This is a genomic window from Roseateles sp. P5_E11, assembly GCF_054049355.1.
The window spans coordinates 1-21,991 of the sequence record NZ_JBFUMO010000038.1; the positions used below are offsets into that span (position 1 = coordinate 1).

15 protein-coding genes are annotated in these 21,991 nt (G+C 66.6%); 9 read left to right on the forward strand and 6 right to left on the reverse strand.

Translation table 11 applies throughout. The features are described from left to right. The 6 genes from ACXJKR_RS05160 to ACXJKR_RS05185 all read right to left on the reverse strand — a co-directional run. Positions 1-438: hypothetical protein (locus ACXJKR_RS05160; protein ID WP_457321287.1), on the reverse strand; the 438-nt coding region annotated here is incomplete at its 3' end. 2 nt (positions 439-440) lie between these two features. Beyond that, entirely contained in the window at positions 441-1,346 is a 906-nt protein-coding gene (locus ACXJKR_RS05165; RefSeq protein WP_457321289.1) for a glycoside hydrolase family 16 protein, read from the reverse strand. Positions 1,347-1,467: 121 nt separating this feature from the next. Continuing rightward, positions 1,468-2,811, reverse strand: a complete 1,344-nt coding sequence (locus tag ACXJKR_RS05170; protein ID WP_457321291.1) for a GH1 family beta-glucosidase — start codon at positions 2,809-2,811, stop codon at positions 1,468-1,470. Between the two features lie 9 nt (positions 2,812-2,820). Continuing rightward, positions 2,821-3,639, reverse strand: coding sequence for a carbohydrate ABC transporter permease (locus tag ACXJKR_RS05175; RefSeq protein WP_457321293.1), 819 nt, complete (start codon positions 3,637-3,639; stop codon positions 2,821-2,823). Further along, positions 3,636-4,526: a carbohydrate ABC transporter permease gene (locus tag ACXJKR_RS05180; protein ID WP_457321295.1), complete on the reverse strand. Its 891-nt coding sequence runs from the start codon at positions 4,524-4,526 to the stop codon at positions 3,636-3,638. The genes ACXJKR_RS05175 and ACXJKR_RS05180 overlap by 4 nt, the downstream gene beginning before the upstream one ends. A gap of 630 nt (positions 4,527-5,156) precedes the next feature. Then, a complete protein-coding gene (locus ACXJKR_RS05185) occupies positions 5,157-6,425 on the reverse strand; it encodes an ABC transporter substrate-binding protein (protein WP_457321297.1) in 1,269 nt (422 codons plus the stop codon). 314 nt (positions 6,426-6,739) lie between these two features. Here ACXJKR_RS05185 and ACXJKR_RS05190 point away from each other — a divergent pair, with 314 nt between their 5' ends. The 9 genes from ACXJKR_RS05190 to ACXJKR_RS05230 all read left to right on the forward strand — a co-directional run bounded on the left by ACXJKR_RS05190 (position 6,740) and on the right by ACXJKR_RS05230 (position 21,460). Beyond that, a complete protein-coding gene (locus ACXJKR_RS05190; RefSeq protein ID WP_457321299.1) occupies positions 6,740-8,506 on the forward strand; it encodes a glycosyl hydrolase family 18 protein in 1,767 nt (588 codons plus the stop codon). A 77-nt stretch (positions 8,507-8,583) separates the two neighbouring features. Further along, a complete protein-coding gene (locus tag ACXJKR_RS05195; protein WP_457321301.1) occupies positions 8,584-10,152 on the forward strand; it encodes a chitinase in 1,569 nt (522 codons plus the stop codon). A 196-nt stretch (positions 10,153-10,348) separates the two neighbouring features. Continuing rightward, complete coding sequence (locus ACXJKR_RS05200) at positions 10,349-11,764, forward strand: carbohydrate-binding protein (RefSeq protein WP_457321302.1); 1,416 nt, start codon at positions 10,349-10,351, stop codon at positions 11,762-11,764. A 90-nt stretch (positions 11,765-11,854) separates the two neighbouring features. Then, on the forward strand, positions 11,855-12,901 hold the full coding sequence (locus ACXJKR_RS05205) for a LacI family DNA-binding transcriptional regulator (protein WP_457321304.1): 1,047 nt from the start codon (positions 11,855-11,857) through the stop codon (positions 12,899-12,901). A 561-nt stretch (positions 12,902-13,462) separates the two neighbouring features. Then, on the forward strand, positions 13,463-16,489 hold the full coding sequence (locus ACXJKR_RS05210; protein ID WP_457321306.1) for a TonB-dependent receptor: 3,027 nt from the start codon (positions 13,463-13,465) through the stop codon (positions 16,487-16,489). Between the two features lie 171 nt (positions 16,490-16,660). After that, positions 16,661-18,193: a tryptophan halogenase family protein gene (locus tag ACXJKR_RS05215; protein ID WP_457321308.1), complete on the forward strand. Its 1,533-nt coding sequence runs from the start codon at positions 16,661-16,663 to the stop codon at positions 18,191-18,193. After that, a complete protein-coding gene (locus ACXJKR_RS05220; RefSeq protein WP_457321309.1) occupies positions 18,190-18,909 on the forward strand; it encodes a SapC family protein in 720 nt (239 codons plus the stop codon). The genes ACXJKR_RS05215 and ACXJKR_RS05220 overlap by 4 nt, the downstream gene beginning before the upstream one ends. 2 nt (positions 18,910-18,911) lie before the next feature. Continuing rightward, a complete protein-coding gene (locus tag ACXJKR_RS05225) occupies positions 18,912-19,919 on the forward strand; it encodes a cupin-like domain-containing protein (RefSeq protein WP_457321311.1) in 1,008 nt (335 codons plus the stop codon). Further along, positions 19,916-21,460 (forward strand): tryptophan halogenase family protein, encoded by a 1,545-nt coding sequence (locus tag ACXJKR_RS05230; protein WP_457321313.1) that lies wholly within the window; start codon positions 19,916-19,918, stop codon positions 21,458-21,460. The genes ACXJKR_RS05225 and ACXJKR_RS05230 overlap by 4 nt, the downstream gene beginning before the upstream one ends. Positions 21,461-21,991 lie beyond the last annotated feature (531 nt).

A 21,991-nucleotide genomic window follows, 5' to 3' on the forward strand; every position in this document is an offset into this window, starting at 1 on the left:
CAACAGCACGATGAGGCGGTAGCCCCCCTTCACGGCCACATAGCTGACGGCCCGCAGGTCGTTGGGCAGCTTGCCCTCGTAGCGTCCGGCTTCCACGCCGCCCACCAGCACCGGCTTGGCGGCATCGCGGGTCAGCTTCTTGTCGAAGGGGTTGCCGATCTTGACCGCGCCATCCAGCGGGTCGTAGGGCTTGGCCGGATCGGGCTCGGCATAGTTCCACAAGACGATGAAGACGGCCTTGGGATCGTCGGTGCGCGAATAGACCGCCAGCCCCGTGGGCTTGCCGGCCTTGTCGGGCTTCTCCTCGCGGTTGACCACCGTCACGCCGTCGGGGGCGTTGAAGCTGCCGAAGGCGGTTTTCACTTCGACGGCATGGGCGACAGCCGTAGCGCAGAGCAGGCCGCCGGTCAGGGTCAGGACGCAAAGCAGACGACGCATGGTCAGTTCTCCTTGTAGATCCTGACCCAGTCCACCTTCATTTGTGCCGGCAGCGGCGTCGTGGCGTCCGGCGCGCCGGGCCAGTCGCCGCCGACGGCAAGGTTGAGGATGACGAAGAAGGGCTTCTCGAACACCCAGGTGCCGCCAGCGGGCAGCAGCGCGGGCGTGAGGCGGTGATAGTCGACGCCGTCGACCTGCCAGACGATCTCGTTGGGCCGTTTGATGATGGTGTAGGTGTGGAAGTCATCCGCCACCGGCTTGCCGAAGTCGTAGGGCTTGCCAATGCCCTGGGCCCCCGAGTAGCCGGGGCCATGCAGAGTGCCGTAGGTGGTGTTTGGCGTCTTGCCGATGAATTCCATGATGTCGATCTCGCCGGACTTCGGCCAGCCGGCCGTCGCGAGGTCGGTGCCCAGCGCCCAGAAGGCCGGCCAGATGCCTTGGCCGGACGGCAGCTTCATGCGCGCCTCGACCTTGCCGTAGGTGAAGCCGACCTTGCCATTGGTGTGGATGCGCGCCGACGTGTAGTCACAGGGCTTGGCGTTCCAGCACGGTCCCGGGTTGCTGGCCTTCTCGGCCGTGATGACGAGCATGCCGCTGCCGTCCATCTGCGCATTGCGGGCGTTGGACGTGTAGTACTGAAACTCGTGGTTGCCCCAGCCACTGTTCTCGGCGTTGCCGATGTCGTAGTTCCAGTTGGCGGCCTTGGGCACGGTGCCGGCGGCAGCGTCGAACTCGTCGCTCCAGACCAGGGTCCAGCTGTTGGATGGCGCGGGGGCCGGTGCGGGAGCGGGCGCGGGGGCCGGCGCAGCGGTGGCCGAACCGCCACCACCGCCGCAGGCTGTCAGCACGAAGGCGATGGCCGGCAGCACATGGCGCCAGGGGCTGGGAGTGGGAGTGATTTGCTTCATTTTTGTCTCCGTAGTTGTCGTATCAGGCGTCGTGCCTTCCCAAGGGGCGCCGCGGAACTGGCTTTGCCAGGCCGCTGGCGACGCCCCCTTGAGGGGCCGGCGCAGCCGGTAGGGGGTGGGCCTATCCCCGCCAATCGCGCAGGAAGTCGCGGTACCACTCGGCGCTGGCCTTGGGCGTGCGGGCTTGCGTCTCGTAGTCGACGTGCACGATACCGAAGCGCTTCAGGTAACCGCTGGCCCATTCGAAGTTGTCCATCAGGCTCCAGACCATGTAGCCGGCCATGGGCACGCCCTTCTGCATGGCGCTGGCCACGGCCGCGATGTGGTCGTGCAGGTAGGCGATGCGGTCGTCGTCCTGCACGCGGCCGTTAACGACGGTCTGGTCCTTGAAGGCGCCGCCGTTCTCGGTGACGTAGACGGGCGGCAGGCCGGGGTAGTCGCGGTGCAGCAGCACGAGCAGGTCGGTCAGGCCGTCGGCATAGATCTCCCAGCCCATGTCCGACACCGGCAGGCCGCGCTCCTCGGGCTTCCAGTCCGCGCCGCTCGCCGACACGACGGTACGGGTGTAGTAGTTGACGCCGAGGTAGTCCATCGGCTGGGCGATCGCGGCCATGTCGCCGGCATGCACGACAGGCGCGTCTCCACCCAGCTCGGCCATCACCTCCTCGGGATAGCTGCCCTTGAACAGCGGGTCGGCATACCAGCGGCGGCTGCGGGCGTCGGCCATGGCCGCGGCGGCGACGTCCTCGGGCATGGCGGTGGCCGGCACGGTGGACGACAGGTTGAGCACGATGCCGAGCTGGCTCCTGGCGCCGTCGGCCCGCAGCGCCTGCAGGGCCAGGCCGTGGCTGAGCAGCAGGTGGTGGCAGACCTGGATGGCTGTTCTGCGGCTCTTGATGCCGGGCGCGAAGTTGCCCTGCTCATTGCCCAGCACGGCGACGACCCAGGGCTCGTTGTGCGTGGTGATGCCGTCGACGCGGTCGCCGATGCGGGCCTGCACATGGCGGGCGTAGTCGACGAAGCGGTGCACCGTATCGCGGTCGTTCCAGCCGCCGCGGTCCTGCAGGCCCTGCGGCAGGTCCCAGTGGTTCAGCGTCGCGAAGGCCTGGATGCCGCGTGCCTTGAGGCCGTCGACGAGGCGCTCGTAGAAGTCCAGGCCCTTGGGGTTGAAGTCGCCGTAGCCCTTGGCCTGCACGCGCGGCCAGGCGATGGAGAAGCGGTAGCAGTTGACGCCCAGCGACGCGATCAGGTCGAGGTCTTCGTCGAGGCGGTTGAAGTGGTCGCATGCCACTTCGCCATTGCTGCCGTCGGCAATAGCGCCGGGCTGCCTGCAGAAGCGGTCCCAGATGGACTCGCCCTTGCCGTCCGCGTGGGCGGCGCCTTCGATCTGGAAGCTGCTGGTGGCGACGCCCCACACAAAGTTGGGCGGAAATTGCTGGTGCAGAGGGCGGTGCAGAGGAGTCATGGACTGTTCTTATTTGACGGCGCCCGCCGTGAGGCCGGCGATGAGCTGGCGCGACGAGATGACGAAAAGGACGAGCAGGGGCAACGTCGCGATGGCCGAGCCGGCCATCAGGGCGCCCCATTCGGTGCTCGTGGTGCTGAAAAGGCTGCGCAGGGCCAGCGGCAGCGTGTAGTTCTCGGCCGTGCGCATGACGATCAGCGGGTTCATGAAGTTGTTCCATGAACTGATGAAGGTGATGAGGCCGAGCGTGCCCAGCGCCGGCTTCATCAGCGGCAGCGCGATGCGCCAGTAGATGCCCACCTCGCTGCAGCCGTCGATGCGCGCGGCGTTGATCAGCTCGTGCGGCACCGTGCTGGCCGCGAACTGGCGCATCAGGAAGATGCCGAAGGCGCTGGCCGCACCCGGCAGGTACAGGGCCCGGTGGGTGTCTATCCAGCCCAGGGTGTCCATGACCATGAAGGTCGGAATCATGTTCATGAAGGCGGGCACCATCATGGTCCCCATGACGAGGGCGAACAACGCCTTCTTGAAGCGGAACTCCAGCATCGCGAAGGCATAGCCGGCCATGGAGCAGAACAGCAGCGTCAGCGCCGTGGACATCAGGCCGACGTAGAGGCTCCAGCCGACGTTCTTCCAGAACGGCAGGCGCGTCGTCAACACGGCGATGTTGTTGAGCAGCTCGGTGCTGAAGAACAGCGGCGGCGGTACGTTGAAGATGTCGGTGCGCGACTGGGTCGCGAACACGAACATGAAATAGAACGGCGCCAGCATGATCAGCGCACCAGCGCCGACAACCGCGTAGGCCGCGTACTTCGGAACCCTCTTCATGCCTGCACCCGCCTGTCCGCAAAGGCCTTGTTGGTCAGCCAGGTCAGCAGCGCGATGACGCCGAACATGATCCAGGCCAGYGCACTGGCGCCGCCGAAGTCGCTGAAGTCGAAGGCCTCGCGGTAGAGGTACATGGCCACCGTCATGGCCTGCTGGTCGGCACCGCCCTTGCCATTGGTCAGGATGAAGGGCTCCTCGAACAGCTGCAGCCCGCCGATCAGGGACAGGGTGACGCCGAACAGGATCATGGGCTTGAGGCTGGGCAGGGTGATGCGCCAGAACTGCTGCCAGGCGTTGGCGCCGTCGAGCTTGGCGGCCTGGTAGAGGTCGTTCGGGATGGTCTGCAGCGCGGCGAGATACAGCACCAGGTTGAAGCCGACGTAGCGCCAGAACACGACGAGGGCGATGGCTGGCTTGATGGCCTCGGGGGAGCGCATCCAGTTGATGTTCTCCATGCCGAACATCGCGTGCAGGGCCTGGTTGATCAGCCCGTAGTCGTTCGAGAACAGCGAACCGAACAGCATCGCGATGGCGACCGTGGATGTGATGTAGGGCAGAAAGTAGGCACCCGAGAACAGGCCACGCCAGCGCCCGAAGGCCTGGTGCAGGAAGACGGCCAGCGGCAACGCCACAAGATGCTGCGGCGCGCCGGAGGCGAAGGCCAGCCACAACGTGTTGCGCAGCGCCTTCCAGAACCAGCCGTCGGTCAACGCGAAGATGAAGTTGTCGAGGCCGACAAACTTCATCGAGTCGATGCCGCTGGTCGGCTCCCAGGACTGGAAGGCCAGCCAGGCCGAGAACAGCAGCGGGAACAGGCCGAACACGGCGAACAGGATCAGGAAGGGGCTGACCAGGAGGTAGGGCGTCCAGGAGGCAGGGATGCGCATGAGGTCAGCGCTCCGCGAGCTGTCGGAGGTTGATGCCGATGGCCATGCCGGGACGTCGCCCCGGCGGGCGACCTTCTTTCTGAGCGACCAGAAAGAAGGCAAAGAGTCGCCCCCGAACCGCCCGGCCCTGAGCTTCGCAGCGGGCTGCCCTGCGGTGCTCGGACCTTGAGGCCCCGCGCAAAACTCCCTTCGCTACGCTGCGGTCAAACAGTTGCGCGGAGTCAGTTCTTGAAGCGAACTTCGCTCGCGGCCTCAAGGTCCTGTGCTCCTCGGCGGGCTCAAAGGGGAGGTGAAGGAACAGCCGGTACCAGCTGGCTTTCGGGTTTAGCTGTTGGCTTTGGCGGCTGTTTGGGGGCTCCCCTTCTAAACCGCCGAGAAGCGCAGAAGCCCAGGGCGCGCGCGCAGCGCGCTTCAAGAACTGACTTCGCGACGCCTGTYYGAGCAGAGCGTAGCGACGCGAGTTCGGCGCGGCCCTGGGCTTCGAGCATCGCAGGGAACCCCGCAGGGGCGGTTTTGCAGGGGCGGTTTCTTTGCTTACTTTCTTGTCCGCACAAGAAAGTGAGTCGGCCGCCGGGACGAAATCCCGGCTGGGCGCAGGCAACAACCTACCGCTCGGAAAAAGCAAGCCCCTCATCGATTCGCTCGGTGAACCAGCAAGGCCTGGGCGTCTTCCAGGGCCTTGGGGATGGGCTTGCCGTACTCGAGCACGTTGTCGAGCTCGGCGTTGATGACCTCGTCGGCGAACTTGTGCTGCTTGTGCATCTTGACGACGGGGATGCGCCGCGCGGCGTCGCGCCACAGCAGGCGGGCGTGCTGGCCGCCCAGGAAGGGTACCGGCTGGTCGAAAAAGGCGTCCTGCTGCGCATCCAGCAGGGCCGGGAAGGCGTCTTGCGACTTGAAGGCCTCGAGCTGGCGCTGGCGGTCCAGCGTCAGCTCCTGGATCAGTTGCCAGGCGAGCTGCTTGCGCTCGGGCGCCGAGCGGCGCGGGATGGCGTAATAGGTGCCGCCGTAGGAGCAGTAGGTGTTCTCCGGCAGCTGGGCGACGCGCCATTTGCCGGCCGTGCCCGGCGCCACCCAGTTGGCCATCTGGCCGGCCATCCAGCCGCCCGACAGCTCGGTGGCCAGGCGGCCGCGCTTGAGCATCTCGGCCCAGTCGTTGAACCAGACCTCGACGCGCGCGTCCAGCTTCTGGCGGCGCACCTTCTGCGCCAGTTCGAAGGCTCGCACGAAGCGCGGCGACGTGATCTGCGCCCGGCCGTGATTGTCGAAGAACTGGCCCTCGCCCGGCGGCGTGCCGCCGCGCACGATGATGTCCTTGAGCAGGCGCACGTCGCCGATCAGGTAGGCGCCGGTCTTGGCCTTGAGCTGCATGCCGGCGTCGACATAAGCCTCCCAGGACTGCGTCAGGTCGGCTTCCTTGAGGCCGGCCTGGGCCAACAGGTCGGTGCGGTAGAACAGCGAGCCCGGGCCGATGTCGGTCGGCAGCGCGACGATGGCGCCCTCGCGGTTGCGCGCCGTCTCGATGGCGAAGGACACGAAGCGGTCCTTGAAGCGCTCGGCGCCAAAGGCCGGCGCCGACAAATCCTCCAGCCCCGTGCCCAGCGAGAAGCGACCGAGGTAGCTCGTCTCCAGCGCGATGACGTCGGGCAAGTGGCCGGAGGTCGATAGCGCTGTCGTCATCGCCGTGTGGTGGTCGTCGTACTGGCGGCTGATGACCTCCGTGCGGATCTCGGGGTGACGCTGGTTCCAGCCCTTGAGCACATCCTTGGCGATGACGTCGACCAGTGGGAATGCGGCCACGGTCAGTGGCGACTGCTCCTTGGCGTGGCTCAGGCCGGCAGCGCTGCCAAGGGCGGCCGCGAGCAGGTGGCGACGGGGGAAGGAATGGGAGCCGGACATGGTTTGAAAGCGCTTTCAAGATTGTGCTTCGAGCGGGTGCGACGCCCCAGCAGCACAAACCCTAGGGCAACTTCAGACGAAGGCTCCCAACCCGCGACAGCAACGTTTTGTCACCCGAACTCCGGGTTTCCACCGGTGACGCCGAAATCACTGGTGGCAAAGTGGTATTCAAGAGGTGGTAGCAGTCGCAAACTGGATGCATACCAGTTAGAACCAGCTCCAAAGAGCCCGCACGGAGAGGCAGGCCAGCCGCCGGAGAGCCCCGTTGGGACTCTCCTTTTCAACGAGACCTTGGCACAACAGGAACGTCTCTCATGAAGCAGCCCTCTACCGGCATCCCGATGCAGCAACTGCGTCGCCTTGCCGCCATCACCGCCACCGCCTTCGCACTCGGCGCCAGCGCCACCAGCGCCCTGGCCCAGACCTATCCCGCCTGGGCGCCCGACGTCTACTACACGGCCGGCACCGTCGTGACCTACCAGGGCCACAACTACCGTGCCTTGGTCAATCAGACCGACTACTCATCCACCGGCTGGAACCCGACCAATACCTCGCTGTGGACGGACCTCGGCCCCGCCTCCGGCCCAGCGCCGTCGCCTGCGCCCACGCCCGCCCCGACACCTGCACCGACACCCGCTCCCACGCCGGCCCCGTCGCCCGCCCCCAGCCCCGCGCCGGCACCCACCGGCACCTGCGCGCCGGTTTGGTCCAGCAGCACGGCCTACAGCGGCGGCGCCATCGCCAGCAAGGGCACGACCAACTACAAGGCCAACTGGTGGACCCAGGGCAATGACCCGGCCACCAACAACGGCCCGGTCGGCAGCGGCCAACCCTGGACGTCGCAAGGCGCCTGCACGACCGGCCCAGCGCCTAGCCCGAGCCCGTCGCCGAGTCCCTCGCCTTCGCCGTCCCCGAGCCCCTCGCCCAGCCCGGCCCCCTCGCCTGCCCCGGCGCCCGGCCTGAGCGATCCGAACGCCAAGTCCGCCAACCAGAACGGCCGCGCCTACACCGTCTACTACCCGAGCTGGAGCGACAACTGGTTCGATGCCACTGGCATGACCATGAACCAGGTCTTTGTTGCCAGCAACTTCGCGCGCATCCCGGCCAACTACACCCACGTGGTGGCGGCCTTTGCCCAGCCCAACTTCTCGTGGGGCGGCATGGCGGCCAACAACTGGTCGGGTACCGGCATCAACTTCAACGGCCGGCCCTCGGACATCAAGGCCGCCATCGATGTCCTGCACGCCCGCAACATCAAGGTCATCCTGGCCGTGGGCGGCGCGACGTACAACAGCTGGGGCACCTTGTCGGCTGAAGGCCATGCGGGCAGCGGCCCGACCATCACGGCCCTGTCCAACCTGATGAAGGACGTCGGCTTCGACGGCCTGGACGTGGACTACGAGGTCGACGGCATCACCACCGACGCCTACGCCGGTGCGGTGAAGGCTATGCGCAAGGCGGTGGACCTGGCCGGCGGCGGCCGCATCCTGACGGTGGCCGCCTGGTCGTCCGGCTCGGACTGCACCGCCTCCACAGGCAGCGACGCGCAGTGCAACGGCGTGGGCACCAGCTACTGGGGCGGCAAGGCCGGCGGCGAGCGCCTGCTCGTCAACGCCTATCCGGCGCTGAAGACGGCGTTCAACATCGTCAACATCATGACCTACGACGCGCGCTTCGAGCACTTCGACGGTGTGACGGCCTGGAAGCAGTACCGCCAGCTCTTCCCGGCCAGCACCATCGTGTCCATCGGCTTCGAGACGGCACCCGAAGGCTGGTCCGGCGCGCAGCTGGTGGTCAACAACGCCGACGCGCAGTGCACCGGCTCGGTCATCCTGCAGAACAGCTATGGCGCCAACATCAACCAGGCCTACTCGGTGGAGCGCTATCTCAACGCGGTGACGACCAGCACGCTGGCCAACAAGAACCCACGTGACGGCGCCATGCTGTGGCAGGCCCTCAAGACGGCGAGCGGCAGCTGCGGCAGCGCGGCCCTGGCCTCGCCGGGTTCCATCGGCAAGAAGGCCGCCGGCCTGCTCAATCTCGTCGACGACCCGGCGCTGCAGAACGCGCCCTGGAAGTAAGCAGCTCCGCTGAGCTGAATCGCCGCCGCACCGGTCTGCCGGGCGGCGGCCTTTTCCATCCCCTTCGGAGACTTTCCATGATCTCGCGCCCACCTTTGCCGCGCGCGGCCACGCCCTGGCTGCTCGCTGGTGCCCTGCTGCTGAGCAACCCCGCCTTTGCCCAGACCTACCCGGCCTGGCAGGCCGACACCTATTACACGGCCGGCACGGTCGTGGCCTACAACGGCCGCATCTACAAGGCCAACGTCAACCAGACCGACTACGCATCCACCGGCTGGAACCCGACCAATGCCTCGCTGTGGACGGACATCGGCCCGGCCTCAGGCCCAGCGCCCTCACCGGCACCCACGCCGGCGCCAACACCCGCGCCGACACCGGCTCCCACGCCCGCCCCCGCTCCCGCACCGGCCGGCACCTGGAGCGCCAGCACCGCCTATTCGGCCGGCGCCGTCGTGTCCTATCAGGGCGTGAACTACAAGGCCAACTGGTGGACCCAGGGCGACAACCCATCCACGCACAACGGCCCGGCCGGCAGCGGCCAGCCCTGGACCATCGTCAGCGGCGCCCCGGCGCCCTCGCCCGCCCCTTCACCGGCACCGGCGCCCGCTCCAACACCCGCACCCACGCCTGCCCCCGGCCCAGCGCCCACACCGGCGCCAGCACCCTCTCCCACGCCCGCACCGCCTTCGGCCAAGCACCAGCTCATCGGCTACTGGCACAACTTCACCAACCCGTCGGGCCCGACCTTCCCGATCAGCGATGTGCCGGCCGCCTACGACGTCATCGTCGTGGCCTTCGCCGACGACGGCGGCAACGGCAGCATCACCTTCAACCTCGACTCGGGCTCCGGCGGCGAAGCGCGCTTCATCGCCGACATCGCCGCAGCGCGCGCCAAGGGCAAGAAGGTCGTGCTGTCCTTCGGCGGCCAGAACGGCACGGTCACGCTGACCAACGCCACCCAAGTGACCAACTTCGTCAACAGCGTCGAGGCCATCCTGCGCAAATACGGCTTTGACGGCATCGACATCGATCTGGAGAGCGGCGCCGGCGTCACGTCGGGCGCGCCGGTCATCACCAACCTCGTCACCGCTGTGAAGCAGCTGAAGGCCCACATCGGCAGCAGCTTCTATCTGTCGATGGCGCCCGAGCACCCGTATGTGCAGGGCGGCTATGTCGCCAACAGCGGCATCTGGGGGGCCTATCTGCCCATCATCGACGGCCTGCGCGACGAACTCTCGGTGCTGCATGTCCAGTACTACAACAACGGCGCCGTCTACACGCCCTATGCGACGCAGGGACTCGCCGAGGGCAGCACCGACATGCTGGTGGCCGCCAGCCGCATGCTGATCGAGGGCTTCACGACCAACAACGGCAGCGGGCCGTATGTGTTCCGCGGCATCCGGCCGGACCAGGTCGCCTTCGGCCTGCCGTCGGGCCCGTCGTCGGCCAACAGCGGCCAGGCCAGCCTCGCCACCATCACGGCGGCGCTGAACTGCCTGACCAAGCTGACGCAATGCGGCGCCATCAAGCCGCCGGTGGCCTACCCGACCCTGAAGGGCGTCATGACCTGGTCTATCAACTGGGACAAGACGGATGGGCAGTCCTTCTCCAACGGCGTGCGCAATGCGTTGAACGCGCTGCCCTGATCCATTGACCGGAGCCCGCGGCGGTCGCTGCGGGCTCCACCTCGCCTTTTGGTCGGCCACGCCCCCGGGTCCACCCGTCCCTGAGTTCTGGCACACGCCCGTGTTGCCGCCAGGGCGCTCGTCCGCGTAATCTTGAAAGCGCTTTCAAGTCGCTGACACAGGCGACGGGCACCACAACCACTTGTTGGAGACATTCATGAATCTGCTTCGATCCCTCGTCCGGCCTGTTCTGGCCGGCCTACTGATGGCCGCTGCCGGCCTTGCCCACGCCCAGTGGCAACTCGTCTGGAGCGACGAGTTCAACGGCAGCATCGGCCCGAACTGGGTCTTCGAGACCGGCGCCGGCGGCTGGGGCAACAACGAACTGCAGTACTACCGGCGCGAAAACGCCACCATCGAGAACAACGCCCTGGTCATCATCGCCAAGCGCGAGGACTTCGGCGGCATGGCCTACACCTCGGCGCGCATGAAGACGCAGGGGCTCAAGACCTTCAAGTTCGGTCGCATCGAGGCGCGCATGAAGCTGCCCGCCTTCCTGGGCGCCTGGCCGGCGTTCTGGATGCTGGGGGCCAACCTGCCGCAGGTCGGCTGGCCGGCCTCCGGCGAGATCGACGTGATGGAGCACGTCAACGACGAGCAGAAGGTCTACGRCACCATCCACTGGCAGGACAACAACGGCCAGTACGCCCAATACGGCGGCAACATCGCCACCACCGTGACCGACTGGCATGTCTACGCCGTGGAATGGGACGCCAATGCCATCCGCTGGTATGTGGATGGCACCAAGTACCACGAGGCCAACATCGCCAACGGCGTCAACGGCACCGATGAATTCCAGAAGGACTTCTTCCTGCTGCTGAACTTCGCCGTCGGCGGCAACTGGCCGGGCTTCAACGTCAACACCGCGGCCCTGCCCGCCAAGATGTACGTGGACTATGTGCGCGTCTACGCGCCGGCAGCCGGCGGCGTGGCGACGGTCTACCAGGACTGCAACTACGCCGGCTACGCCGCCGCCCTGCCTGAAGGCAGCTACACGCTGGCCCAGCTGCAGGCGCGTGGCGTGCGGGACAACGACCTGTCGTCGCTGCGCGTGAATGCCGGCTACCAGGTGCAGCTGTTCGACGGCGACAACTTCACCGGTGCCAGCGTGACCCGGGCCGGCGACACCGGCTGCCTGGTGGACCAAGGCTTCAACGACCGGGCCACCTCCGTCATCGTCTCCAAGGCCGCCCCGGCCTGGTTGCGGCAGATCGAAGCCGAGGCCTTCAGCGCACAGGCCGGCGTCCAGCTTGAAGCCTGCTCGGAGGGCGGCCAGAACGTCGGCTGGATCGATACCAACGACTGGATGGCCTACAACAGCGTGACCTTCCCCACCAGCGGCAGCTACCGCGTCGATTACCGCGTGGCGAGCGCTGCCGGCGGCACGCTGTCGCTAGACCTCAACGCGGGCAGCATCCAGCTCGGCCAGCTGGGCGTGCCCAATACCGGCGGCTGGCAAAACTGGACGACCATCTCGCACACCGTGAACATCAATGCCGGCACCTACAACGTCGGCGTGTTCGCAGCCCAGGGTGGGTGGAACCTGAACTGGATCAAGTTCACCAAACTCTGATCCGCGTTTCGCACCAAGGCACCGCCAAAGGGCCGCAGCAGCGGCCCTTTTCATGGCACCTACACTCATGGCTTCCCTTCGCCATTGCCGATGAACGACAAGACTCCCGCCAAGAAAGCGCCTTCAAGCCGCCCCGACGGCGTCGTCACGCTGGAGCAGGTGGCGGAACTGGCTGGCGTGTCGCCGAGCACGGTGTCGCGCATCCTGAACGGCACGGCCGCAGTCAGCCAGCTCAAGAAGGACGCCGTGCAGGCCGCCATCCGGGAGCTGGGCTTTCGGCCCAACCCGGTGGCACGGGGCCTCGCGGGCGGTCGCACGCTCTCGGTCGGCGTCGTCACGCAGATCATCTCCAGCCCGTTCTACGGTGAAGCGCTGCTGGGCATCGAGCGTGAGCTGGAACGCGCCGGCTATGTGCCGCTGTTCGTGTCCGGCAACTGGCATGAGGACGACGAGCGCAAGGCCATCGAGACCCTGCTGTCGCGCCGTGTCGACGGCGTCATCGTGCTGGCCGGCCGCATTTCGGACGCCGAGCTGACCAAGGTCTCCGACAGCCTGCCCGTCATCGTCGTTGGCCGCCAGCTGTCCGGGCCCCAGCTGTTCAGCTTCAGCTTCGACAACCGCCAGGGTGCGCGCCTGGCCACCCAGCATCTGATCGACCAGGGGCATCGCAAGATCGCCTTCATCGCTGGCGACCTCATGCACGACGATGCCGTAGAGCGCCAGAACGGCTACTTTGATGCGCTGGCCGCGGCCGGCATCGCGGTCGACCAGGATCTCATCGTGCAGAGCGACTACACCGAAGCCGGCGGCATGCTGTCGGTGACGCGGCTGCTGGAACGCGATGCTCATTTCACGGCCCTGTTCGCCTCCAACGACCAGATGGCCATCGGCGCCTGCCTGGGCCTGCATCGGCGCAACCTGCGCGTGCCCGACGACGTGTCGCTCGTTGGTTTCGACGACCTCATCATGGCGCGCTACGCCATGCCGCCGCTGACCACCGTGCGCCAGTCGGTCTACGAGATCGGCGTGGAAGCCGCGACCGCCATGCTCGAAATGCTGCGTGGTGGCAAACCCAGGGCCCAACTGCCCGCTCCCGAGCTCGTCGTGCGTGAGAGCACGCGCCGGATGCAAAGGTAGCTGCATCGGCATTTGCGGGCCGAGCGCTGGGCCGCTCCCGAGCCGGTCCGCGTGAGGCGATGTGCTTGCCGGTCAATCCGGCAAGCATCGCCGTCCCCTCGGGGGCTGAGGCCGGACACATCACGTCCAGTGGACGTAATGTGCCTGCCGAAGCGCTGCGGCTCAGTCGCAGCGCGGTCCCCGCTTGGGCGCGCCCGCGTTCAGCGTGGCGCGACCGGGCGAGGGGCTGACTGTTGTTCAGCTCGGGTAAACCATGTGGCCGATCCTCGAGGCGAGACGCATCATTATTTGAAAGCGCTTTCATTGCTTTCATCAGCTCGCTGCGTTTCAACCCAGAACTACCCTTAGCGCCCGCCCAATTTGCACACCGCCTCCCATGGGAGCGGTCACATCGGGCCAGCGCGGGATAGCCCCGCCAACCTCCCGTCCTGCGTTGCCGCGAAGCAGCAGACCGAGGGTGTTGCCTAGGTTGAAAGCGCTGCCATTCGCGTATTCTTGAAAGCGCTTTCAGCTCGTCATCGAGCACCACTCGACAAGATCACAACTACTGGAGACAAGTGAATGAGACAGCTACGCCCTGCCCTTCGCCTCACAAACCTCGCTGCCGCAAGCGGCCTGCTGTTCACCGGCGCCGCGCTGGCCCAAGGCGGCCCCGGCCAGGGCCCGGCCAATCCCAACGCCGGCCCCACGGCATCCACTTCGGTGCCCCAGGCGCTGGCCAGCACGACGCAGCTTGAAACGGTGATCGTGACCGGCATCCGCAAGTCGCTGGAGACCTCGGTCAATCTGAAGCGCTCCTCGTCAGGCCTGGTGGATGGCATCGTTGCCGAAGACATCGGCAAATTCCCCGACACCAACCTCGCTGAATCGCTGAGCCGCATCAGCGGCGTGTCCATTGACCGCGCCAACGGCGAAGGCACGCGCATCACGGTGCGCGGCATGGGCCCCGACTTCAACCTGGTGCTGCTCAACGGCCGCCAGATGCCTGGCGCCAGCCTGGACGGCAGTGCGCCCAGCTCGCGCTCCTTCGACTTCTCCAACCTCGCCTCCGATGGCGTTGCAGCGCTGGAGGTCTACAAGACCAGCCGCGCCAGCAGCCCGACCGGTGGCATGGGCGCGACCATCAATGTCCGCACCCAGCGCCCCTTCGACATCAAGGAAACCGTCGCCAGCGTTGGCGTGAAGCTGGTGAGCGACCAGTCTGCCCGCCGCCTGCCTGGCGAAGAGCAGGGTAAGAACGCCACGCCCGAACTGAGCGGCATCTACAGCACGCAGTCCAACGACGGCACGTTCGGCATCGCGCTGATGGGCACCTACCAAGTGCGAGATTCCGGCTACTCCCAGGCCAATGTCAGCAGCGGCTGGAAGACCTTTGACGGCATCCAGGACAACGACTGGAGCGGGCCGAACGCCGTCTGGGGTGGCCTGCCCAAGACGTCGACCGAGATCAAGAACCGCCCGGCCGTGGGCTCCATCTACAGCGTGCCGCAGAACCTGAACTACTCGTTCACCGGTGTGCACCGCGAGCGCCTGAACGGCCAGCTCGTGCTGCAGTTCAAGCCTGTCAAGGATCTCGTCGGCACGCTGGACTTCGTCATGTCGGAGCAGAAGTTCCGCCAGCGCCGCAACGACATCTCGGCGTGGTTCAACTACGGGGGTCAGTTCGGCGAATTCCAGACCGGCTCTCCCTCCTCGCCCGTCATCTACGGCGAGCACATGACCAACTCCGACCTGGCCATGGGCGCCTCACGGATCAGCACCAAGAACAAGAACCAGCAGCTCGGCCTGAACCTGAAGTGGAAGGCCACCGACGCGCTGAGCTTTGACCTCGACGCCCACCGCTCCACCGCCACCTCGGGTGCCAACGATCCGCTCGGCACCAGCGTGACGCTGGCCACCGCCTCGCTGAACCGCGGCGACACCTTTGTCGACTTCAGCAACAAGTTCCCGGTGCTGGGCATTTCGGGCGCGACGCTGGACCCGACCAAGCAGGAACTGCAGGGCTCGGTCTTTGGCAACAGCTACCAGAAGAACCAGGTCAGCCAGCTGCAGACCAAGGGCAACTGGAAGATCAACGAAGACAGCAGCCTGGACTTCGGCCTGTCGCTGACCGAAGTGAAGAACCGCTCGGCCTTCGCCAACGTGCAGCGCGACACCTGGGGCGGCGGCGCCGCGGGTGGCCCCGCCGCCATGCCGGACGACATCTGGCACGCCGACTCGATCAGCAAGTACTTCAGCCGCATTCCGGGCTCCAACGACTCGCGCCTGTTCAATCAGTTCTTCTATTTCAACTTCGAAGACCTGCGCGCCGCGGCCATCAAGTCCCTGGGCTCGGACGCCCTGTTGAAGGCCTCGTTCGACTGGCAGGACGACTACCGCACGACGGAAAAATCGCAAGCTGCCTTCGGCCAGTACAACCTGGCCTGGGAGTGGGGCGTGCCCATGGAGGCCGCCATCGGCGCCCGTTATGAGCGCACCAAGGTGAAATCACCGTCTTCGGAGAAGATCCCGGTGTCGGTGGCCTGGGTTGCCAACAACGAAATCCCCATCAGCTTCAGCGGCACGCGGTCCGCGTCGCGCGAAGGCAAATACGGCTATTTCCTGCCGTCCATCGACTTGAGCGCCGACGTGACGGCCGACACCAAGCTGCGCGTCAGCTACGGCCAGACGATCGGCCGCCCGGGCTGGAATGCCATCCAGGGCGGGCAGCGGCTGGACCCCTTGGCCCGTGTTGATGGCGGCTCGGGCTCGGTAGGCAACCCCGACCTGAAGCCGCTGAAGTCGAGCAACATCGACTTCTCGGCCGAGCACTACTACGCCAAGAGCAGCTACGTCGCGGCGAGCTACTTCCGCAAGTCCCTCAAGGACTACAACGAGGCCGTCATCACCAGAACCAATCTGTTCGGCCTGCACACGCCGGTCGGCAGCGCGATGTACAACCAGGCCTCAACGGCTGGCGGCTGCGGCGCCGATTCCGAGTGCATTCGCAAGTACATCTTCGCGAACTTCCCGACGGCCCCGGGCGTCAGCCCCGGCGCACCCGGCACGTCGCTGGGCACCATCACCGCCCAACCCAACGACCCCCTGCTGATGTTCAACCTGGGTACCTACATCAACAACACCCGCACCAGCAAGCTCAACGGCATCGAGCTGAACGCCCAGCACATCTTCGGCAACAGCGGCTTCGGCGTGTCGGCCAACTTCACCAAGGTGCGCTCCAACCTCAGCTACGACAACAACAAGCGAGGCGCGCAGACCGACGTGCTGGTCGGCCTGGGGGATTCCGGCAACCTGGTGGGCTTCTTCGAGAACGAGACCTACTCGGCTCGCCTGGCCTACAACTGGCGCGGCAAGTTCCTGGCGGCGAACTTCGGCGGCGTGGAAGGTGCCCAGCCGCTGTACGTGGAGCCTTTCGGCCAGCTGGATGTGAGCCTGGGCTACAACTTCACGCCGCAACTGCGCTTCCAGTTCGAAGCCATCAACCTGACCGACGAGTACACCCGCACGCACATGCGCAACGAGAACCAGATGGGTGCTGTCACCCAATTGGGCCGTCGCATCATGATCGGCGCACGGTACAAGTTCTAAGAGAGAGCCTCAGGGCCGGCTGCGGTCGGTCCTCAAGGAAAGTCGGGACTCTCCCTTCCTTTCTTGTGAGGCAAAGTCTGGTTCGGCGGTGCTCGCGCTCTGGGGCACCGTCCTTGTTCGCCGCTTGGCGAGGCCGCGCGAGCGGCCCTTTTTACTTCTGGGGACCAGATCTTGAACGACAGGCTGCGTGAGGTGGTGGTGCTGGGCGGCGGCTCGGCGGGCTGGCTGGTCGCCGGCCTGCTGGCCGCTGAACACACCGAGCTGAAGATCACCCTCATCGAGTCCAGCGATGTGCCGACCATCGGCGTCGGCGAAGGCACCTGGCCGTCCATGCGCGACACGYTGCGCCGCATCGGCCTGTCCGAGCCCGAGTTCATCCGCCGCTGCCAGGTCTCGTTCAAGCAGGGCTCACGCTTCGACGGCTGGGCTCGTGGTGCCGCGGGTGCTGATGGCGACCGCTACTACCACCCCTTCATGCTGCCCGTCGGCTACGGCGACGCGGACCTCGTGCAGGCTTGGCTGGCCACCCAAGGCCAGCGCCCCTTTGCCGACGTCGTCAGCCCCTCGGTGCAGGTCTGCGAGGCCGGCCGCGCGCCCAAGCAGGTGCAGACGCCCGAGTTCGCCGCCGTCGCCAACTACGCCTATCACTTCGATGCCGGCCTGTTTGGCCAGCTGCTGCGCGAGCACGCCGTTGCCAAGCTCGGTGTGCACCACGTCATCGACCATGTCGACGCAGTGCTGTCGCACGAGAACGATGACATTGCCGCGCTGCAGACCCGCGAGCATGGCGAAATCAAAGCCGACCTCTTCATCGACTGCTCAGGCCTCACCTCGCGCTTGATCGGCCAGCACTTCGGCGTGGCGCTGAAGAGCGAGCGCGACGTGCTCTTCAACGATGCRGCCATGCCCGTGCAAGTGCCCTATGCCCAGGCCGACGCGCCGCTGGCCTCCTGCACCATTGCCACCGCCTGGGCCAAGGGCTGGATCTGGGACATCGGCCTGCCCTCGCGCCGCGGCGTCGGCTGCGTCTACTCTCGCGCACACGCCAGCGACGACGAGGCCCATGCGGCGCTGACCGCCTATCTCGACGCCACCGGTGCGCCGGCCGAGCGGCCCACGCCACGCTCCATCCGCTTCGACCCGGGCTACCGCGAACAGTTCTGGGTGCGCAACTGCGTCGCCATCGGCCTGGCCTCGGGCTTCATCGAGCCGCTGGAGGCCTCGGCCCTCGCACTCGTCGAGCTGTCCGCCCAGCGGCTGTGCGACGAGCTGCCGATGACGCGCGCTTCCATGGAAGCCGTCGCGCGCCGCTTCAACGACGACTTCAGCTACCGCTGGGCCCGCGTCATCGACTTTCTGAAGCTGCATTACGCGCTCAGCCAACGCGACGACAGCGACTACTGGCGCGCCCATCGCGACCCGGCCACCTGGCCCGAGCGCCTGCGCGAGCTGCTGCCGCAGTGGCAGATGCGTGCACCAGCGCGGCATGACTTCGGCCGCATCGACGAGGTCTTCCCCTCGGCCAGTTACCAGTACGTGCTCTACGGCATGGGTTTCCGCCCTGACGCTGAAAGCCTGCCCGCCGCCAAACTCCAGGCAGCCCAGGCCTGCTTCGACGAAGCCTCCCGCCAGGCCCGCCGCTTCGTGCCCGGCCTGCCCGGCCACCGCAGCCTGCTCGACCATATTCACAAGACCGAGACATGACCCGCCCCACCCTGCTCGACAACGTCACCCACCGCCATCTGCGCGTCCACGCCGAGCGCTCCGCCGCCCTGGGCGATGCGCGCCAGTCGGCCTTGGCCCTGCCCGCCGAGTTCCGCCAGTTGCAGGCTCATTTCCCCATCGTCTTCCAGCTGGTTGAAGGCGCCGCAGCCGGGACCGGTTTCCAGCCCGTCGCCCTGTTCGGCCTGGAGGAAGGCCAGAACCTCTTCCTGACCGACACGGGCTGGGATGCCCCCGTCGTACCCATGGCCCTGCAGCGCGATCCCTTCATGATCGGCCGCGCTCCAGACGACAGCCTGCAGTTGCACATCGACATGGACAGCCCGCGCATCGTGCGGCCCGAGGATGGCGAGGTCGGCACCGCCATCTTCATGCCGCACGGCGGCTTCAGCGAGTACCTCGACCATGTCGTGCAGCTGATGGAGCACCTGCACGCCCAGGCCCAGCACCTGCCCGTCTTCATCGAGGCGCTGACCCGCCACCAGTTGCTGGAGCCCTTCGTCATCGACATCGAATCGACGAGCGGCGAGCCGGGCCGGCTGTCGGGCCTCTTCACCATCCACGAGGAGCGCCTCGCCGCCTTGCCGGGCGACGCGCTGGAAGCCCTGGCCCGCGAGGGCCATCTGCTGCCCATCTATATGCAGATCGCGTCGCTGCAGCAGTTGCAAGACCTTGTCGAGCGACAAAGCAAGCTCTGATCATGCAAGCAGTACCGGCCTGGACGGGGCCTTTCGACCCGAACAACCTGCCCGCCGAACTGCTGACCGGCGACCGGCCCTATGTCGTGCGTGGTGGCTTCGCGCACTGGCCCGTCGTTCAGGCCGCACGTCAGTCCGACGAGGCCCTGGCCCGCTATCTGATGGGCTTCTACAACGGCGTGCGCATCGGCCTTTTCCAGCTGGCGCCCGAGGCCCGTGGCCGCGTCTTCTATGCCGACGAGACGCTGACCAGCTTCAACTTCAGCCGCTACGCCGCGACGCTGGACCAGGTGCTGACCGGCCTGCTCGGCCTGGCTGCAACGCCCGAGCCACCCGCCCTCTATGTCGGCTCGACGACCGTGGAGGCCGTGCTGCCTAGCTTCCTCGATGCCAACGTGCTGGGCTTGGGCAACCGCGACGCCCTGGTCAGCCTGTGGCTGGGCAACCGCACCCGCATCGCCGCCCACTACGACCTGCCGGACAACCTCGCCATCGTCGCCGCCGGCCGGCGCCGCTTCACGGTCTTCCCGCCCGAGCAGATAGCCAACCTCTACATGGGCCCGCTCGACCCGACACCTGCCGGTCAGCCCGTCAGTCTGGTCGACTTCGAGAAGCCCGACCTCGAGCGCTTCCCGCGCTTCGCCCGTGCGCTCGACGCCGGCGAGGTGGCCGAGCTCGAACCGGGCGACGCCATCTTCATCCCCAGCATGTGGTTCCACCACATCGAAGGGCTGGCGCCGGTCAACCTGCTCATCAACGCCTGGTGGCGCCAGACGCCGGACTACGTCGACTCGCCGCTGAGCACCCTGCACCTGGCGCTGATGACGCTGCGCGACCTGCCCGAGAAGGAGCGTCGCGTCTGGCAGCACCACTTCCAGCATTTCGTCTTTGGCGCCGACGAGTCCACCTGGGCCCACATCCCCGAGGCCGCCCGCGGCCTGCTCGGCCCCATCGACGACACCCTTTCGCGCCAGGCCCGCGCGCAACTCCTGACCCAGTTGAAACGATGAACACCACCATGAAGGAATTCAACCGCGTCGTCATCGCCGGCGGCGGCACCGCCGGCTGGATGATGGCCGCCCTGATGGGCAAGCTGCTTGGCAAGCGGCTCGACATCAAGCTGGTCGAGTCCGAGGAGATCGGCACCGTCGGCGTCGGCGAGGCCACCATTCCCGCGCTGCACACGTATCACAACCTGCTCGGCATCAACGAGGCCGAGTTCATGGCCGCCACCAACGCCACCTTCAAGCTCGGCATCGCCTTTGAGGGCTGGAAGGACATCGGCCAGGACTACTTCCACTCTTTCGGCTCGACAGGCAACGACCACTGGAGCGCAGGCTTCCAGCACTTCTGGCTCAAGGGCCGCGCGGAAGGCCTGTCCAAGACCTACACCGACTACAACCCCGAAACGGTCGCCGCCTACGCCAACCGCTTCGCCCACCTGCCGCGCAATGGGCTGAACTACGCGTACCACATGGACGCCGGCCGCTACGCCAAATACCTGCGCGCCATGAGCGAGGGCTACGGCGTGCAGCGCATCGAGGGCAAGATCGGCGCCGTGCTGATGGACGGCCCGCAGGGCAAAGATGGCGACATCACTGCCCTGCAGATGCAGGACGGCACGCGCATCGACGGTGACCTCTTCATCGACTGCACGGGCTTTCGCTCCATGCTGATCGGCGAAGCCCTGGGCGTGGGCTACGAGGACTGGTCCTACTGGCTGCCCTGCGACCGCGCCGTGGCTGTGCAGACCGCCTCCGTGCGCGAGGCCTGGCCCTACACCCGCTCCATCTGCCACCCCTTCGGCTGGCAATGGCGCATCCCGCTGCAGAACCGCGTCGGCAACGGCCTGGTCTACAGCAGCAAGGAGCTCAGCGACGCTGACGCGCCCGAGGTGCTGAAGAAGAGCGTCGAGGGCGAGCTGCTGATCCAGCCGCGCGTGCTCAAGTTCCTGCCCGGCCAGCGCGACAAGGTCTGGCATCGCAACTGCATCGCCGTGGGCCTGGCCAGCGGCTTCGTCGAGCCGCTGGAGTCCACCAGCATCCACCTCATCCAGCGCGCCGCCATCCGCCTGATGCAGACCTTCCCGCAGGGCGGCATCCAGCAGTCCGACGTCGACGAGTTCAACCTGCAGTCCAAGCGCGAGCTGGAGCACATCCGCGACTTCATCGTGCTGCATTACACCGTCAACGAGCGCACCGACTCCAAGCTCTGGAAGCACGTGCGCGAGATGGACCTGCCCGCCACGCTGCGCCACCGCATCGACCTCTTCCGCGAGACCGGCCGCGTCTTCCGCCCCAGCGACGAGCTGTTCGCCGAGAACTCCTGGGTCCAGGTCATGATGGGCCAGGGCATCACGCCCGAGCGCTACCACCCGGTGGCCGACCTGATGGGCAAGCAGGAGCTGGCCACCTTCCTCGGCGACATCCACCTCAAGGTCTCGCGCACCGTGGCCGGGCTGCCGCAGCACCAGGCCTACGTCGAGCAGCTCTGCGCGCCCTATCGCAACGCGACGACGGCGCAGCTGGCGGCCACGCCGCTGCGGGCTTGAGGGGTGCAGCTAGCTTGGCGGGGCTGACGGCTTTCGGCCAGTTGCTGACCTTCGGTGACGACCGCCAACAGGAGGTCTACCGGGCCGATGCGACGCCGCTCGCATACCATCGTGGCGCCACCCGAAGTCGAGGCAAGGCGAGGAATTGTCCAAGGTGAAGACAATGCTAGACGCCGTCCAAGTGGTGGCCGACCCGCCGCAGCCATCCAGTGTTGGGGCGCCACGCATAGGAACGGGCGACGGGCCATATCGGCGCCGTTTCAAAATGGAGCCACTCCGCCGCCGTCCCAATCTTGAGATTGAGAAGGCCTCCATTTGCCGCTCCATGCTGCACGGCCACCACAGCGGCGGAACATTGCTTCTGCTGTTGGCCGCGGCTCGGCAAGCTTGAGCGAACCACGGCTCGTGCCGGCCCCCGTACTCATCATCACGAAGCGGGTGGCGTAACGACCGGCTCAGAATCGCAGTTCCTTGTTCTCCCGTTGAGCTCAGGGGGGAAATGGAGCCGGGTTCGCCAAGTAGGCCTTGAAC

Excerpts from the sequence above, each read along its gene's own strand:
- ACXJKR_RS05165 (WP_457321289.1), bottom strand. The coding sequence starts at position 1,346 with ATGAAGCAAATCACTCCCACTCCCAGCCCCTGGCGCCATGTGCTGCCG.
- ACXJKR_RS05170 (WP_457321291.1), bottom strand. The coding sequence starts at position 2,811 with ATGACTCCTCTGCACCGCCCTCTGCACCAGCAATTTCCGCCCAACTTT.
- ACXJKR_RS05175 (WP_457321293.1), bottom strand. The coding sequence starts at position 3,639 with ATGAAGAGGGTTCCGAAGTACGCGGCCTACGCGGTTGTCGGCGCTGGT.
- ACXJKR_RS05185 (WP_457321297.1), bottom strand. The coding sequence starts at position 6,425 with ATGTCCGGCTCCCATTCCTTCCCCCGTCGCCACCTGCTCGCGGCCGCC.
- ACXJKR_RS05190 (WP_457321299.1), top strand. The coding sequence starts at position 6,740 with ATGAAGCAGCCCTCTACCGGCATCCCGATGCAGCAACTGCGTCGCCTT.
- ACXJKR_RS05195 (WP_457321301.1), top strand. The coding sequence starts at position 8,584 with ATGATCTCGCGCCCACCTTTGCCGCGCGCGGCCACGCCCTGGCTGCTC.
- ACXJKR_RS05205 (WP_457321304.1), top strand. The coding sequence starts at position 11,855 with ATGAACGACAAGACTCCCGCCAAGAAAGCGCCTTCAAGCCGCCCCGAC.
- ACXJKR_RS05210 (WP_457321306.1), top strand. The coding sequence starts at position 13,463 with ATGAGACAGCTACGCCCTGCCCTTCGCCTCACAAACCTCGCTGCCGCA.
- ACXJKR_RS05220 (WP_457321309.1), top strand. The coding sequence starts at position 18,190 with ATGACCCGCCCCACCCTGCTCGACAACGTCACCCACCGCCATCTGCGC.
- ACXJKR_RS05225 (WP_457321311.1), top strand. The coding sequence starts at position 18,912 with ATGCAAGCAGTACCGGCCTGGACGGGGCCTTTCGACCCGAACAACCTG.
- ACXJKR_RS05230 (WP_457321313.1), top strand. The coding sequence starts at position 19,916 with ATGAACACCACCATGAAGGAATTCAACCGCGTCGTCATCGCCGGCGGC.